This is a genomic window from Citrobacter amalonaticus Y19 (assembly GCF_000981805.1).
GTDB lineage: Bacteria > Pseudomonadota > Gammaproteobacteria > Enterobacterales > Enterobacteriaceae > Citrobacter_A > Citrobacter_A amalonaticus_C.
The window spans coordinates 2,986,166-3,002,753 of the sequence record NZ_CP011132.1; the positions used below are offsets into that span (position 1 = coordinate 2,986,166).

At 56.6% G+C, this 16,588-nt stretch carries 10 protein-coding genes; all 10 read right to left on the bottom strand.

Features of this window, described 5'->3' with window-relative positions:
• Nucleotides 1-85: 85 nt before the first annotated feature.
• Nucleotides 86-1,558, bottom strand: a complete 1,473-nt coding sequence (gene der / locus F384_RS13810; RefSeq protein WP_046485008.1) for a ribosome biogenesis GTPase Der — start codon at nt 1,556-1,558, stop codon at nt 86-88.
• A 118-nt stretch (nt 1,559-1,676) separates the two neighbouring features.
• Nucleotides 1,677-2,855: an outer membrane protein assembly factor BamB gene (bamB, locus tag F384_RS13815; RefSeq protein ID WP_046485010.1), complete on the bottom strand. Its 1,179-nt coding sequence runs from the start codon at nt 2,853-2,855 to the stop codon at nt 1,677-1,679.
• A gap of 10 nt (nt 2,856-2,865) precedes the next feature.
• Entirely contained in the window at nt 2,866-3,486 is a 621-nt protein-coding gene (locus tag F384_RS13820; RefSeq protein WP_046485012.1) for a YfgM family protein, read from the bottom strand.
• A 13-nt stretch (nt 3,487-3,499) separates the two neighbouring features.
• A complete protein-coding gene (gene hisS / locus F384_RS13825) occupies nt 3,500-4,774 on the bottom strand; it encodes a histidine--tRNA ligase (RefSeq protein WP_046485014.1) in 1,275 nt (424 codons plus the stop codon).
• Nucleotides 4,775-4,884: 110 nt separating this feature from the next.
• Entirely contained in the window at nt 4,885-6,003 is a 1,119-nt protein-coding gene (ispG, locus tag F384_RS13830) for a flavodoxin-dependent (E)-4-hydroxy-3-methylbut-2-enyl-diphosphate synthase (protein WP_042999832.1), read from the bottom strand.
• A gap of 26 nt (nt 6,004-6,029) precedes the next feature.
• Nucleotides 6,030-7,013 carry a cytoskeleton protein RodZ gene (gene rodZ / locus F384_RS13835; protein WP_046485021.1) on the bottom strand — a complete coding sequence of 328 codons (984 nt, stop codon included), beginning with the start codon at nt 7,011-7,013 and terminating at the stop codon, nt 6,030-6,032.
• Between the two features lie 286 nt (nt 7,014-7,299).
• Complete coding sequence (locus tag F384_RS13840) at nt 7,300-8,466, bottom strand: bifunctional tRNA (adenosine(37)-C2)-methyltransferase TrmG/ribosomal RNA large subunit methyltransferase RlmN (RefSeq protein WP_046485025.1); 1,167 nt, start codon at nt 8,464-8,466, stop codon at nt 7,300-7,302.
• A gap of 146 nt (nt 8,467-8,612) precedes the next feature.
• Entirely contained in the window at nt 8,613-9,044 is a 432-nt protein-coding gene (gene ndk, locus F384_RS13845; protein ID WP_046485030.1) for a nucleoside-diphosphate kinase, read from the bottom strand.
• Nucleotides 9,045-9,179: 135 nt separating this feature from the next.
• On the bottom strand, nt 9,180-11,492 hold the full coding sequence (gene pbpC / locus F384_RS13850) for a peptidoglycan glycosyltransferase PbpC (protein ID WP_046485033.1): 2,313 nt from the start codon (nt 11,490-11,492) through the stop codon (nt 9,180-9,182).
• On the bottom strand, nt 11,493-16,436 hold the full coding sequence (locus tag F384_RS13855; protein WP_046485036.1) for an alpha-2-macroglobulin family protein: 4,944 nt from the start codon (nt 16,434-16,436) through the stop codon (nt 11,493-11,495).
• Between the last annotated feature and the right edge of the window lie 152 nt (nt 16,437-16,588).

Sequence of the window (16,588 nt, forward strand, 5' to 3'; positions counted from 1 at the left end):
CCAGAATATAAACGGTAGACGGAAAGATACCAAAAAGCCCGACGGGCGCGGGCTTTTTGGGGTTACCTGCCAGGCAGGTAAGTTATTACTTACTTTTCTTGATGTGCTTAATCAGACGTTTACGCTTACGCATCTGGGTCGGGGTCAGCGTATTGCGCTTGTTGGCATACGGGTTCTCGCCCTCTTTAAACTGAATGCGAATCGGCGTCCCCATCACTTCCAGCGATTTACGGAAGTAGTTCATCAGGTAGCGCTTATAGGAATCCGGCAGGTCTTTGACCTGATTACCGTGAATCACCACAATTGGTGGGTTGTAGCCCCCCGCATGAGCATATTTCAGCTTCACGCGACGGCCACGAACCAACGGCGGCTGGTGATCTTCAGCCGCCATCGTCATGATACGGGTCAGCATCGCCGTACTGACGCGGCGGGTGGAGCTGTCATACGCTTCACGGACGGATTCAAACAGGTTGCCGACACCGCTGCCGTGCAGTGCAGAGATAAAGTGCACGCGCGCGAAGTCGATAAAGCCCAGACGGAAGTCCAGCGTCTCTTTCACCTGCTCTTTGACTTCCTGAGTCAGTCCGTCCCACTTGTTCACTACGATAACAAGTGAGCGCCCACTATTGAGGATAAAGCCCAGCAACGACAGGTCCTGGTCAGAGATGCCTTCACGGGCATCAATCACCAGCATCACTACGTTAGCGTCTTCAATAGCCTGCAATGTTTTGATGACCGAGAACTTTTCCACCGCATCGGTGATTTTGCCGCGCTTACGCACCCCGGCGGTATCGATCAGCACATACTCGCGCTCATCACGTTCCATCGGGATATAGATACTGTCACGGGTGGTGCCAGGCATGTCGTAAACCACCACGCGGTCTTCACCCAGAATACGGTTAGTCAGTGTGGACTTACCGACGTTTGGTCGGCCGACAATCGCCAGCTTGATTGGCAGATCCTGCGGATTGAAGTCATCTTCCGGCTCTTCTTCACCGTTCTCATCGGCTTCGAACTGCGCCCAGTATTCGGCGTCTTCATCCACCTCTTCCTGCGGCGCGGCATCGTCCATCCACGGCAGCAGAACGTGTTCCAGCAGGCTGAGCACGCCACGACCATGAGACGCGGCGATCGGGTGAATTTCACCCAGACCCAGCGAGTAAAAATCAACGATGGCCTGATCCGGATCGAGTCCGTCCGTTTTGTTGGCGACCAGGAACGTCGGTTTTTCACGGGAGCGTAAATGCTGGGCAATAGCTTCATCGGCTGGCATCAGGCCAGCGCGCGCATCAACCATGAACAGCACCACATCCGCCTCTTCAATCGCCAGCAGCGACTGTTCCGCCATGCGCGTTTCTACACCATCTTCGGTGCCATCAATACCGCCGGTATCGATACAGATAAACTCACGACCTTCAATCTCCGCACGACCGTACTTACGGTCACGAGTCAGACCCGGGAAATCCGCAACCAGCGCATCTCGGGTGCGAGTTAGACGGTTAAATAACGTGGATTTTCCAACGTTAGGGCGCCCGACAAGCGCGACCACAGGTACCATGTTTAAAGCCTCATTTTAAAAATCATCAGACAACAGACGCCATTTTTGCGCTGTTGTTAAAAACAGGAAAACGGCCCCTGCACCAGGAGCCGTTTTTTAAAGCGTACGACCAGGACGATTAGCGTGTAATGGCGTACACGGTACCGTCTTTGGCCTGGATCAGCAGTTTGCCATCGGCCGAGACCGGTTCGGTCAGGAAGCCGGAGCTGTCTACTTTCTGCTGAGCCACAAAACGGCCGTCTTCGACGTTAAGCCAGTGCAGATAACCTTCGCTATCCCCCACCACCAGGTTGCCATTATACAACGCCGGGGACGTTAGCAGACGGTGCAGCAGATCACTCTGCGTCCACAGCGTGACGCCGCCATCGGTGGTCAGCGCCAGTACACGGTCATCCTGATCCACCAGGTAGATACGGCTGCCGTCGACGATAAAGTCATTCACCGAGCCCAGCTCACGTTTCCACATGATCTGGCCACTGCGCAGATCCAGCGCGGTCAGGTTACCATTATAAGCCAGGGCGTAAACGACGCCATTGACGATAACCGGTGTCGTATCCACATCGCTCAGACGGTCGATCTCAGTAGAGCCGGTGGCCTGAGAAATACGCTGCTGCCAAATCATCTGACCTTGCTGCATCAGCACGGCGCTTACGCGACCGTTATCGCCACCGACAATGGCCGCACCAAAGGCGGTGGCCGGCGCAGATTCACCACGCAGCGACAGAGACGGCATGTCCAGGTTCACGGTCCACTTAATGGCGCCATCGGCTTCGTTCAGTGCCTGCAACTGGCCGTTGCTGGTATGAATCAACACGATTCCGTCGCTGACTACCGGACGAGAAAGCGCTTCACCCGCCACTTTGGTTTGCCATGCAACCGTACCGTCCGCCGCGTTCAGCGCATAAACCTGCGCTTTTTCGCTGCCAATATAGACGTGACCGCCAGCAACCGCTACGCCGCCAGACAACTGTGCCGACGAGCGTGAGAACCAGCCATCTTTTTCGCCCAGGTTGATCGACCAGACTTCTTTGCCGTCATCTGCATTCAACGCTTTCACCACGCCAGCCCGAGAGGCAGCGTAGACCACGTTATCGGCATACGCCGGATGGAGGTTGGAATAGAAATCACCGATACCGTTGCCTACGGAAGTGCTCCAGGCCGTAGACGGGGTAAATTGATTTTCAACCACCGGTAATGGGGACATTTTAACAACGTCTTCTTCGCCACTAAACAGTGAACAGCCGCTCAACAGGGTAACGGAAAGCAGCCCTGGCAGAAGTAATTTACGCAATTGCATCGGGTCCCTCTCAGATGGACAAATTATTGATTTTCATCTGCATCATTTCGCTCAGTGCCGGGGAGGCGTTACTTTTCACGCCCGCTTCCCACGCACTACGCGCACCTTGTTTATCACCTTTGCTCAGCAGTGCTTCGCCGCGCAGATCGGCAACAATCGCTGCCCATCCTTCACCCTTCACGCTATCAAGGGTTTTCAGCGCCGTATCCGCCTGCTTGAGTTGGACCTGAACACGAGCAAGACGCAGCGTGATCACCGCGTTAAGATTCTCATCACTCGTGGCGGCCAGTCCCTGCTGAAGCTGGGCTGCGGCTTTCTCAAGTTGATTCTGATCGACAAACTGCTGTGCCAGTTCCATCGACGCTAACGCGCCGTAGGCGTTCTTATTGTCTGCGGCAAATTTCTCCGCGGCAGACAGGTTTTCCGCTTTACCCGCACTGAGCGAACTCACCACGGTTTGATATGCCAGAGAAGCAGAGCGTGCGGACTCAGTCTGATGACTGTTCCAGTAGCGCCAGCCAACCAGCGCTCCAACACCTAAAATAACCCCAACAGCCAGGGCTTTGCCGTTTTCGGCAAAGAAGCGTTTAATCGCATCGACCTGGTCGTTTTCGTTCTCGTAAATTTCCACGCAGTCCTTCTCCTTAAGCCATTAACGTGCGCAAATGGGCGGCGACGCTGTCTTGTGCCACCTCGGTTTGCTCACCGGAGCGCAAATCCTTCACTACAACGGTTCCGGCAGCCATTTCGGACTCGCCAAGTACCAGAGCAACGCGGGCGCCCCATTTGTCAGCTCGGGCAAACTGTTTCTTAAAGTTGCCGCCGCCGTGGTTTGTCATCAGCTTCACGCCCGGGATTTCATCACGCACGCGCTCAGCCAGTGTCATTGCCGCAGACTGCGTATCCGCACCTGAAGCGACCAGGTATATATCGACAACAGAATCGGCTTTAAATTCCGGATTAACTGCCTGAACCAGTAAAACAAGTCGTTCCAGGCCCATTGCAAAGCCGACACCCGGGGTCGCGCGACCACCGAGTTGCTCGACCAGTCCGTCATAACGACCGCCCGCACAGACCGTACCTTGAGAGCCCAGACTGCTGGTGACCCACTCAAAGACAGTGCGGTTGTAGTAGTCGAGACCGCGCACCAGACGCTGGTTGACGGTGTAGGCAATGCCTGCCGCTTCCAGCAGTGTGCACAGACCCGCAAAGTGCTCGCGGGAATCGTCATCCAGATAGTCGCCAAGCTGAGGAGCATCATTGAGCAGCGCCTGCACATCCGGGTTTTTGGAATCCAGTACGCGCAGCGGATTTGAGTACATGCGACGTTTGCAATCTTCGTCGAGTTTCTCAATGTGTTGTTCCAGGTACGCCACCAGCGCATCGCGATAGTTTGCACGCGCGTCCAGGGAACCAATAGAGTTCAGTTCCAGATTGACATGCTCAGCGATACCCAGCTCACGCCACCAGCGCGCGGTTAACATGATCAGTTCGGCATCAATGTCCGGTCCTTGCAGACCAAAAACTTCGGCACCTAACTGATGGAACTGACGATAGCGCCCTTTCTGCGGACGCTCATGGCGGAACATCGGCCCGATGTACCACAGACGCTGTTCCTGATTGTACAGGAGACCATGCTCGATGCCGGCGCGAACACAGCCTGCCGTGCCTTCCGGACGCAGCGTCAGGCTATCGCCATTACGGTCCTCAAAGGTGTACATCTCTTTTTCAACCACGTCGGTCACTTCGCCGATCGCGCGTTTGAATAACGGGGTCTGCTCTACAATCGGCAAGCGGATTTCACTGTAACCGTAGCTGCCGAGCACGTTTTTGAGTGTGCCTTCAATGCGCTGCCAGATGGCGGTTTCGCCAGGCAGATAATCGTTCATGCCGCGAATGGCTTGAATGTTTTTTGCCACGTTTATTCTCTTTCTGAATATAAAAATGAACCCTCAGCGCTTCCCCGAGCGATACGGGAGCCATGCGGGTTCAATCATACACGGGAAGCACGCCGCTTCCCATCACGTTATTATTTTTCAACCTGCTGCACGTTAATCCGCTGTGCTTCATCGAGCATCGTCGCTTTAGCGCGAATGCGGGCTTCAAGCTGGTCAATCATATCGCTATTATCCAGACGATCTTTGCGAACGCCATCTTCATAGAGACCACTTTTCTTGTTGCCGCCGGTGACACCCAGCGTGGACACCAGCGCTTCACCCGGACCGTTAACCACGCAGCCAATGATGGAGACATCCATTGGCGTAATGATGTCTTCCAGACGTTGCTCCAGCGCGTTAACCGTACCGATAACGTCAAACTCCTGGCGCGAACAGGTCGGACAGGCGATGAAGTTGATCCCGCGAGCGCGGATGCGCAGCGACTTCAGGATATCGAAGCCAACTTTGATCTCTTCCACCGGATCGGCTGCCAGCGAAACTCGCAATGTATCGCCAATCCCTTCAGATAACAGCAGGCCAAGACCAATAGCCGATTTCACCGCACCGCTACGCGCGCCACCGGCTTCGGTGATCCCTAAATGCAGCGGTTGATCGATTTGCTTTGCCAGCAGGCGATAGGATTCAACGGCGAGGAAAACGTCAGACGCTTTTACGCTGACCTTGAACTGATCAAAGTTCAGACGATCGAGATGATCCACATGACGCATTGCCGATTCCAGCAAGGCCTGCGGCGTCGGTTCGCCGTACTTTTCCTGTAGATCTTTTTCCAGCGATCCGGCGTTCACACCGATGCGAATCGGGATATTTTTGTCACGGGCGCAATCCACTACCATGCGGATACGCTCTTCGTTACCGATATTGCCGGGGTTAATACGCAGGCAGTCAACGCCGTACTCCGCCACTTTGAGCGCAATACGGTAGTCGAAGTGAATGTCGGCGACCAGCGGAACAGAAACCTGTTGCTTGATCAGTTTGAAGGCTTCTGCGGCATCCATTGTGGGTACAGAAACACGAACAATGTCAGCGCCCACGCGTTCCAGCGCTTTGATCTGATTGACCGTTGCTTCCACATCCGTGGTTCGCGTGTTGGTCATCGACTGTACGGCGATGGGAGCCCCATCGCCAATCGGCACATTCCCAACGTAAATACGCGTTGATTTTCTACGTTGAATTGGAGCCTGGTTATGCATGAAAAATCTCCCGCGTTACCCGTCTATTACTGCGCCGGTGATTGTTCGGCATTGAGGGTCAGACGCGCAACCTGGTTTGTTCTGATAAAACGGCTCAGATCGACAGGTTTTCCTTGATACTGGATCTGTACCGCAGCCGGCGCGCCAATTTTAAGCTTGTAAGGCGCCTGACCGGTCAGGTTTAAATTGCCATCTTTGCGCTGCATCCCGCTGAACAGCTTTTTGCCCGTCGCATCGCTCACTTCCAGCCAGCAGTCGGCGGTAAAATTCATCACCAGTGCGTTCGGATCGGCAGCCGCTTCCACGCCCGCCTGATTGGTTGGCAACGGTGCCGCGCCATCCGGGGTTGCCGGAGCGGTTGTTGCGGTATCCACGTTAGCCTGTGAGGGGGCGACCACGGCGTTCTGCTGCGGGTCAACCGCAGGTGCGGTCGTCGGCGCAGGCGTTTGTACCGTCTCCGCCGGACCGGTGGATGCCGGCGTGTTGTCCTGGCTTGCCGTTGCGCTGGTATCCAGCGGCACGCTTTGTGTGTTTTCGCTGTTGGCGTTCAGCTCAGCAGAGGATTGATCGGCCATCGTGGAGATCTCTTCCTGCTGCGCTTTGTGGTTTTGCCACCACCATGCGCCCGTCAGACCGACCACCACAAACAGCACCAGCCAGGTAAACGTCATCAACCAGCCATCGCGCTTTTTACGGCGTTTGCCTAACGAGAAGCTCTGCATCGGCGCAACTTTCGCCGCCCGAACCGGTGCCTGCTTCTCCAGAGCCGGTAGCAGTTCTTCTTCAGGAATATGGACCAGACGCGCATAAGAGCGGATGTACCCACGCAAGAACGTTGAAGCTAAATCGGCAGGGGCCTTATCGTCTTCAATATCGCGTACGGTGGATACCTTCAGGCAAAGTCGCTCAGCGACAGCCTGCTGGCTGAGTCCGAGTTGTTCACGGGCATTGCGTAGACGAACGCCGGTGGATTGTGCTTCATGTTGATCGTGAGTGGCTTCAGTATTCATTCGCTACAGCTGCTGGTGAAAATTAAGGTTCAGGCGCCGGCGAGTCATAATGCCCACCCACGCCGCGAGAATCTGGTCAGTCAACCTGAGTCAAACAGTATAAACCCGTCTGCTGGCTCTTAACAAAAACAGCTTAAGCCTGAAGGCTAAACTATTGTCGCGCCGTACATACTGCCTTAAAGTCGACAAAAACGCACCGTTATTATTGACCGGACAAGTACGACTCTGACCCTCATGCAAATTACATTGTGCCACAGCACAAAAATCAGGCTGTGGCACGTGTGCATCAGACGGTTTTAACGTCGATAGCTTCACCCTGCATACGCTTACGCAGCGTACGTTTTGTACGGTCGATCACTTCTCCCGCCAGTTGCCCGCAGGCAGCGTCGATATCATCACCCCGCGTTTTACGCACAATGGTGGTAAAGCCATAGCTCATCAACACTTTAGAGAAACGGTCAATGCGGCTATTAGAGCTACGTCCATAAGGCGCTCCCGGGAACGGGTTCCATGGGATGAGGTTAATCTTACAGGGCGTATCCTTCAGCAGCTCCGCCAACTGATGCGCATGTTCTGTGCCGTCGTTAATGTGATCCAGCATGACGTATTCAATGGTGACACGTCCCTGGTTGGCATTGGATTTCTCCAGATAGCGGCGAACCGCGCCCAGGAAGGTTTCGATATTGTACTTTTTGTTGATCGGCACAATTTCGTCACGAATTTCGTCATTCGGCGCATGCAGCGAGATAGCCAACGCGACGTCAATCATGTCGCCTAATTTGTCGAGTGCAGGCACCACGCCGGAGGTCGACAGCGTAACGCGACGCTTGGACAGACCGAAGCCGAAATCATCAAGCATGATTTCCATGGCCGGCACGACGTTAGTCAGGTTGAGCAGCGGTTCACCCATCCCCATCATCACCACGTTGGTGATCGGACGCTGACCGGTGATTTTCGCCGCACCGACAATTTTCGCCGCACGCCAGACCTGACCGATAATTTCAGAAACGCGCAGGTTACGGTTAAAACCCTGCTGCGCGGTTGAACAGAATTTACACTCCAGCGCACAACCTACCTGTGACGAGACGCACAGCGTGGCGCGGTCATCTTCCGGGATATACACCGTTTCAACGCGCTGATCGCCCACGGCAATCGCCCATTTGATGGTGCCATCTGAGGAGCGCTGTTCTTCAACCACTTCCGGCGCGCGGATTTCCGCCACCTCTTTGAGCTTGTTACGCAGCACTTTGTTGATGTCGGTCATCTCATCAAAGTTGTCGCTGCAATAGTGGTACATCCATTTCATCACCTGGTCGGCACGAAACGGTTTCTCGCCCATCTCTTTAAAGAATTCACGCATCTGCTGACGGTTCAGATCCAACAGGTTGATTTTGCCATTTTTCGCAGGAACCGCAGGCGTGATAATTTCGGAAGTGTTAACTAATTCAGACATAATTTTTTCCGGCCTCGTTGTTACACGTTATGGCCCATGGGAGGTTGAAAAGAAACGCCCCGGTAAGCAGTGGCTCATCCGGGGCGTTGCATTGTACAAAGTCTGGCGCAAGGATGCCACGTTTGCACGCGGCATTTACGAAATTATTAGCGCGTGCGGGCGCACACTTCGCCTTCACCGAAGAAATAGGCGATTTCGCGCTGGGCGGATTCCACGGAATCAGAACCGTGAGTACCGTTTTCAGTGAAGCTGTCAGCGTAGTCAGCACGCAGCGTACCCGCCAGGGCGTTAGCCGGGTTGGTTGCGCCCAGCAGATCGCGGTGACGCTGTACCGCGTTTTCGCTTTCCAGCACGGACACCACAATAGGACCCGAGGTCATGAACTCAACCAGACCGTCGAAGAACGGCTTGCCGTCATGCTCAGCGTAGAAGCCGCGCGCCTGCTCAACGCTCAGGTGCAGCATTTTGGTGCCGACAATTTTGAACCCTGCTGCTTCAAAGCGCGCAAAGATATTACCAATAACGTTTTTTGCCACCGCGTTTGGCTTGATGATGGAAAAAGTACGTTCAATAGCCATGATTACCTCTGAAAGATGTTCTGTTGTGTTTTACCTGGCGCGGATTATAAAGAGCATCCCGGCTATTGCATATGGATGAAGGTAACATTTTTTTAAAATAAGATGAGCATTAGCAACAAAAAATGTCAATCTGGTCTACTGCAGAGTAAATCTCACCGTCGCAACCTGTCCGCTCGCCTCCATCGCCAGGAGCTGATAGTCACCTTTTTCGCGCAGGCGTAACGTGACACTGCGCCCACGTTCTTGCAGCGGTTCGCCATTGAGGAACCACCAGCGCTCGCCTTCTCCGCCGCTACTCTGAATCGTTAAACTCGCCTCAGCGGCACCTGGTAAACGTTTGACGATTGCGCCATCACGCACGCCCGACAGCAACAGCGGCAACGCAGGATCCTGCCCGTGTGGCGGGCATTCCGTTGAAGCCAACGGCACGCGCGCGCGGCGACGTTCTGAGGCGGGCAACCACGGTTCCAGCGGCAACGGCCAGACAATCAGCATCTGCTCCCGCGCCTGCGGACAATCGGCGGCAACGCGTCGACCGTCCTTATCCAGCCAGACAGGAAAACGAATGCCGCTTACTCCCTCCTGTTCCGGCAGCAGTAGCGTGGGCGGCTGCGCATCCTCCAGCAGCCAGGTGGCCAGACGGCGTCGACAATTGCTGTCACCAGCAGGAAGAGACTGTCCGCCAGGCCAGCACACGACGCCGCGCGTAACCGACTGCGGCCGCGGGTCTTCCGGCAGCGAGGCACTGCGGGCTAAAAGCAGGTTGTTCACCTGATTGAGCAGCGGGATCGCGCTGGCATAACCGAACTGTCCGGCAACGGGCGTGCCGTCTGGTCTGCCCGTCCAGATACCGATGACATAGCGGGCATTGAGGCCAATCGCCCACGCATCACGATAGCCATAGCTGGTGCCGGTTTTCCATGCCAGCGGCGCTATCCGGGGAAGCGTGCTGTCCGGCAGCGGCTGCGCTTCGTCGGCTAAAATCCGTCGGATGATCCACGCCGCGCCTGGCGACATCAGCGTGCGTTCGACAAGCGGATCGCCCGGTTGCAGACGCAGTATTCCCGCTTTGCCGTGGCGGGCAAAAGCGCTGTATCCCGCGACGATATCCTCAAGCCGCACGCCCGCGCCCCCCAGAATAAGCGACAGATTAGGTGCCGCGCCTGCGGGCAGAAACAGCGGCAGCCCGATATTACGTAATTGTGCAGCAAAGCGCTTCGGACCGTAGGCTTCCAGCACCTGTACCGCAGGCAAATTCAGCGAGCGCACCAGCGCTTCGCTCATACTGACGGGGCCATGAAAACCGCTGTCAAAATTACCAGGGCGATAATCCCCGCTACGGCGCGGCACATCCTGCAATAAAGACGCCGGGTGGATTAATCCGTCATCCAGCGCCAGTCCATAAACAAAAGGCTTCAGCACTGAGCCAGGCGATCGAATCGCCTTGACCATATCCACATGACCGAAACGCGCGTCATCGTTCAGATCGACCGATCCAACCCAGCCGCGCACGCTCATGTCAGTGTGATCGACGACGATCATCGCCAGCGAACTGCGCGCGGGCAGCCTGCCCTTCCAGTTTTGCGCCAGTTCTTCCAGCTGTCGTTGCAGCCCGGCATCCAGGGTGGTGACAATTTTGTCGCCATGATTTTTGCCCAGCATCATCCGCGAGAACAGCGGTGCCAGTTGTGGCATCTGGCGGGGCGTCAGCCACACAGGCTCTTCACGTGACTCCTCAACCTGGTGCTGCGACCAGATCCCCTGTGCCGCCATCCGCTCGAGTACTTTATTGCGCGCGGCTTCTGCCCGATCCGGCCAGCGATCGGGACGCAGACGACTCGGCGCCTGCGGTAATACCGCCAGTAAAGCGGCTTCAGAGTAGCTGAGTTGCGCCGGAGGTTTACCGAGATAAGCCCAGCTGGCCGCGCCAATCCCCTGCAACGTGCCGCCAAACGGCGCACGGTTGAGGTACAGCGTCAGGATATCGCGTTTTGAGAGGTGCCATTCAAGCTGCAGGGCGCGCCAGAGCTGGCGAAACTTACCGCCGAACGTGCGGGGATGCGGATCCAGCAGTCGCGCTACCTGCATGGTCAGCGTGCTGCCGCCGGAAATCACCCGCCCGGAGGAGAGATCCTGCCAGGCGGCGCGAAGTATAGAGAGAGGGTTTACTCCCGGATGTTGCCAGAACCAGCGGTCCTCATAGTTGATGAGTGCCTCAAGATAGCGCGGGGAGACTTCTTCGAGCGTCACCGGATAGCGCCAGATGCCGTCGGCGTCTGCAAACCGCCACAGCGGCGTCCCGTCATGCGCCACCACCACCCGCGCCGGATTGACCTCACGCAAAGGCAGCGGCCAGATTTTGTCTGCTGCCCAGACGGCGCAGACGAGTAAAACAGACGCGGCGACCAGCCAAAGCCAGCCGCCGCGTTTACCGGTTAATCGCCCCATTTACGGCTTAACAATCAGTAATTCCTCAGCCGCGCCGGTCGCCCGCCATTGCGGAATATACATCGATTCCACCATAGGCATCGGCACCCGATAGGCTCCCGGCGTCACTGCACGCGCCAGATAGACCAGCGTCACCGGCTGCCCCTGATTCACCGCCACGGCGGCGACAAAGCGGTCATCCCGAAACTCCATGTGCTGAATATCCGCCTGCTGCATCTGATTAAGCAGATTTTGTACCTCACTGCCGCTGTCCTGCAAACTGGCGCTGCCGTTGGCCAGATTCTGGTTTTCCAGTTCCAGTCCGGCAGGCAGCAGATCCACCACCAGCGCGTCCGGCACGTCCTGACTGGCTTTCACTTCCAGCCAGACCAGTACCAGCTCGCCGCTGCGCAGTGATTCCAGCGATTTGCTCTGCCCATCGCTTCCCAGAATATGACGTTCAATATGCAACACATTACTGGCAGGTGCCGGTGTCGTTTGCGGATAGCCACTCACGTCCAGACGCAACCACAACGGCAGAGAACCGTTATTCGTCACCTGTAGCGCCGCGAGTTGATCGGCATCCAGATTACGGGTTTGCGCTTTATCGCCCGTCAGCGGTTGTTCAGCAAGCGAGGTCTGCGCCTGCCAGGTACCGGGTAAATCCTGTAGCGAACGGGCAGCCAGGAACAGGGCGTTATTCTCCTGTGTTGACAACCAGCGCTGACCAAACGCCTGTTCAGAGAGCGTGTTCAGCAACGTGTTCTGGACATCCGGCTTCAGGTTATTCTCTTCCAGCAGCGCCAGCATCAGGGCGTTATCACGAAGCGGGCTGCCGTAATCGCCCAGCCACTGACGTCCATCGTGGCGCGAGGTGGACAGCGCCAGCGTTACCGCGTCGTCACTCCGCTTCGCGTCGCCCATGGTTTTCAACGCCATGCCCAGTTGCAGCAGCGGTAAACCGGAAGCAGCCTGAGCGCGACGTTCCCAGATCTCGCGCAGTGCGCCAAGCGGGGCTTTCTGCTGTCGCGCCAGTACCAGTGCGGCATAGGCCTGCACGGCAAATTTGCTCGCCTGCGTGTCGCTGGTATAGCGAACCGACATCATCCCCGGATCCTGCAGATAACGCAGCAGACGCGCGTTACCCTGGTTGATCCCCTCTGCCGGAACGCTGTAACCCTGTTCACCCGCCCGCACCAGGAAATCCATCGCATAGGCGGTCAGCCAGTACTCTTCCGGACCATTCTTGTCCCACAGCGCGAATCCGCCGTTGTCACGCTGCATTTGCAGCAGGCGGGCAATCCCGGTTTCGATTGCGGCACGACGCATCTCATCAGTATCGCCCGTAATACCCAGCGCTTTTAGCTGCGCGGCATTGGTATAGAGCGACGGGAACAGGCCGCTGGTGGTTTGTTCCAGACAGCCGTAAGGATACGCCTTCAGCTCACGGATGTAGCGCGCCAGATTCAGCGGCGGTTTACCGCTGAACAGCAGTTGACCCTGAACGGTAACCGGAGAGAAATTCGCTAACCCCTCCGCAGGCGGGGTCCAACTTTCTCCCGGTTGCAGCATCACGCCGTTATTGACCGTTTGCGCGGGGAATGCCGGACGTACGCCAATTTTCCACTGCTTCTGTTGCGGCCCGATGCTTTCTCCCGGCACGTTCAGTCCGCTTATCGTCGCCTGCAGCTCGCCATCGCCAAATCCTTCTTTCGCCCGAACAGGCACAAACAAGGTCGTACGCACGCCCGGCGCCAGGCTGAGCTGCGCAGGCTGGTCACTGACCAGTTCGATCAATCCGCTGGCGGCCAGCGCCACGTTTAATGACTGCGGGTGATCGGTCAGGTTAGTCACGTCCAGTACCAGTCGCGCGCTATCGCCACCGGCCATAAAGCGCGGCATATTCAGCTCAGCAATGACCGGGGCCGCGACGATGGTTTTGCTTTCATTGCTACCAAAGTCATCCGCCGTCCACGCCTGCGCCATCACGCGCAGTTCGCCGTTGAAATCGCCAATCGGTAGCGTCACACTGCCTTCACCCTGTTCATTCAGCATGACCGGTTGCGCCTGCTGCGCCACGATAGTCACATGGTTGACCGGCGGTTTACCGCCGCGTTTCAGTTCGTCGCCATCACCGCCAAAACGCAGCGCGGCCTGCCGCCCCTGGCCCTCAATCACCTGACCATAAATGTCATAAATATCCGCGCCGTAGCGTTTTTGTCCGAAGAACGCCTGCCACGGATCCGGCGTGGCGTAATCGGTAATGTTCAACACGCCGCTGTCCACCGCCGACACCAGTACATTTACCTGTTTTGGCATCTCGCCATTTTTACTGCTGGCCTTGATCTTCACGGTTAACGGCTGGTTCGGACGCATTTTGGCCGGGCTTTCCAGCGCCAGATCCAGACGGCGGTTTTCATCCCCCAGCGGTAGATGCAGCAGCCCCACGGCACGTTTCGGCGTTGCAGAGCGGGATTTATCGCCCGGGCGCACCACCAGCGTGCTCAGATACAGATCGTGGCGATTCCAGGATTTATCGACCGGAATGGAGAGATCGAGCCCCTGGGCCGGAACATCAATTTTCTGCCACCACAGCGGACCTTCGCTGGATTCCACCATCGCATAGCCTTTCCCCGCCGCTGGCGCCGCAATATGCAACTTCATGGTGTCGCCCGGACGATAGGCCGGTTTGTCCAGCTTCAGCGTGACGCGATCCGGCCGCGCCGCGCCGCTGCCATCGCTGTTATCCTGCCAGCTGTAGCCTGCCCAGAAACGAACGCTGCTGACCGCATTGTTTGGTGCTTTGACTTCCAGTCGGTAGGCACCCCATTCCACCGGGAATGTCACTTTGCCGGTTTCATCCGCTTTCAGATCCAGCGTCTGTTCGCCTTCTACCAGATCTTTTTGATCAAAGCGCGACTGCCAGCCTTCGCTTTCCAGCCAGTCCCAGTAGTAGTCGCGACGCTCACGAATCAAGCGCACCTGCAACCCGGAGACCGCTTTCTTCCCGCCCTGGGCATCGACATAGACAATGTCAAAGGCGGCATTGCCGTCTTCGTCGACAATCGGTTGATTCACCGTGGTATCGGTGCGGTAGTCATACACCGCTTTCACCGCAAATTGCGGACGGATACCCGGTAAGGTGTCTGCAGGCCAGATAGCCTGTTCGGCGCGACGCGTAACGGGACGACCACCGGACTCCAGCAGGCTGGCCTGCAAAATCACCTTCAACGGCGAGTGGGTTTCGCGCCACTGGCTGCTGGTACTGATGTCGCCACGCCCGGTGTCATCCAGCGCCAGCTGTACTTCATCGAGGCTGCGCGACAGGTTTTCCTCGGCGATATTGCCAAACTGGAAGCCCGGCAATGACGGTACCGCATCGCGCAGCGGGCGCAGATATAATTGTCCCTGCAACGCATTGCCGTTCGCCGGGGCACCGTAAAGGTAGTAACCGACCACCGAGAACTTCACCGCGTCAGACGGCGACAAAGGCGTTTTTTGACCGGTGAGATTCAGCGCCATCCGCTCCGGCATGAAATCTTCTACGTGGAAGTCCCACATCCGGGTTTGGTTATCACCCGTGTTGGCGCGAATGTGCCACATTCCGGTTGGCGCGCCGCTGTCCAGCGGATACGTGAAACGATACAACCCGTTATCCGGCTGACTGACCACGGTACGGATGACCTGGCCATCCGGCTTAACCACTTCCAGCTTCACCGGCTGATCGGGCAGCGTCTTACCGTCGCTGTCGCGTAGCAGACCATTGAGGATCACCGTCTCACCGGGACGATAGAGATCGCGCGGGCCAAACATAAAGAACTGCTTGCTGTAACCGGGATCCCCGGCGATATCGAATTCCGCTAAATCCAGCGCCGGGAGTTTCAGATCCAGCAGCGTGGTTTGCCCCTCTTTACGCACCAGCAACAGCGCGGCGTTCGGGTTATTTTCGAGCTGAACATGGCCTTTCGCGTCGCTGGCCGCCTTCGCCAGGGTCTGCCCTTTCTCATCCAGCAAGGCGACCTCCACGTCCTGCTGCGCGGTGCCATTCTCCAGGCTTTGCGTAAACACATCGAGCCGACTCTGGTAGCGGTGCGCCGACACGCCGATATCGCTGAGCGTGAATAACGTTGCGGCGTTGCTGTACTCGTACTGCCCGGCTTTGGTCATCACCGCGACATAGACACCCGCCTGTTGCAGCGGCTTGATCTCGCTCAGTGGCAGAAGGAGTTTTTCGCGGGTGTTGCGCGCAGGATTGAGATCGAAACGACCGGTATAGACCAGATCCGCCATTTTCAGCAGCTTGTCAGACTCCCAGTTGGACAATGAATTCCGGTACTCCCACTGGCTGACAAAGGCCGCCAGCGATTCCGGCTTCACGCGGAAGAAGTTAACGTCTACGTTGTTGACGTTGAGCGCCATCACCGGCAAACCTTCCACTACTTTCCCCGGCAGCAGCGAACCGCGACTGGCAAAGCCCACGCTGGGCTGGATATCCCGCGTGGTCAGGCTTTTCTCATAGTTGATTTCGAAGATGGCTTTATTCAGCGCCCTGAGATCGCGCTCAATGGTCACCAGCAGATCGCGATTGGGTTCCAGATGGCGTAAGCGCAACTCTTTCAGATTCGGCGACAGTTCCCATGCGCCATCGACTTTGCCGCTTTTTTTATCCACCACGTGGACGATTCGGGCAAAATCCTGTTCAGGATCTAACGGGATGGAAAAGGTCAGCACCAGCGTGGATGCACCGTCCAGTTGCACTTCAGAGGCATCCAGCAGCGTCAGCGCTTTGCCTTCACTCTGTTGGGCCAGTTTCTGCAATTGCGCGGTATCGTTGACCGCTTTCTTTTCCACTGCGGGTTGCGCCGCAGGGGCGTCGTTTTTTACCACCGCAGGCGCTTTATCGTTGTTGTCGCACCCTGCCAGCGCCAGCATTAGCATGCAAGCGACTACGCGTATGTGTTTCATTTTTCATCCCTGGCCGACGAGGCCCGTTAGCAACGTAGAATCGTTATTATGCGTGAGATTTCACTTTGTGTAAGTCTCTATCCGGCCTGTCTGGTCTGAATTTAATGAATAAGTGTGGGATCACCAGACAAATCAGCCTCTTTTACTTGTCC

Bases quoted from the DNA above. Each gene is read 5' to 3' on its own strand.
- ispG (WP_042999832.1), bottom strand. From the start codon at position 6,003: ATGCATAACCAGGCTCCAATTCAACGTAGAAAATCAACGCGTATTTAC.
- bamB (WP_046485010.1), bottom strand. From the start codon at position 2,855: ATGCAATTGCGTAAATTACTTCTGCCAGGGCTGCTTTCCGTTACCCTG.
- ndk (WP_046485030.1), bottom strand. From the start codon at position 9,044: ATGGCTATTGAACGTACTTTTTCCATCATCAAGCCAAACGCGGTGGCA.
- der (WP_046485008.1), bottom strand. From the start codon at position 1,558: ATGGTACCTGTGGTCGCGCTTGTCGGGCGCCCTAACGTTGGAAAATCC.
- F384_RS13840 (WP_046485025.1), bottom strand. From the start codon at position 8,466: ATGTCTGAATTAGTTAACACTTCCGAAATTATCACGCCTGCGGTTCCT.
- pbpC (WP_046485033.1), bottom strand. From the start codon at position 11,492: ATGGGGCGATTAACCGGTAAACGCGGCGGCTGGCTTTGGCTGGTCGCC.
- rodZ (WP_046485021.1), bottom strand. From the start codon at position 7,013: ATGAATACTGAAGCCACTCACGATCAACATGAAGCACAATCCACCGGC.
- F384_RS13855 (WP_046485036.1), bottom strand. From the start codon at position 16,436: ATGAAACACATACGCGTAGTCGCTTGCATGCTAATGCTGGCGCTGGCA.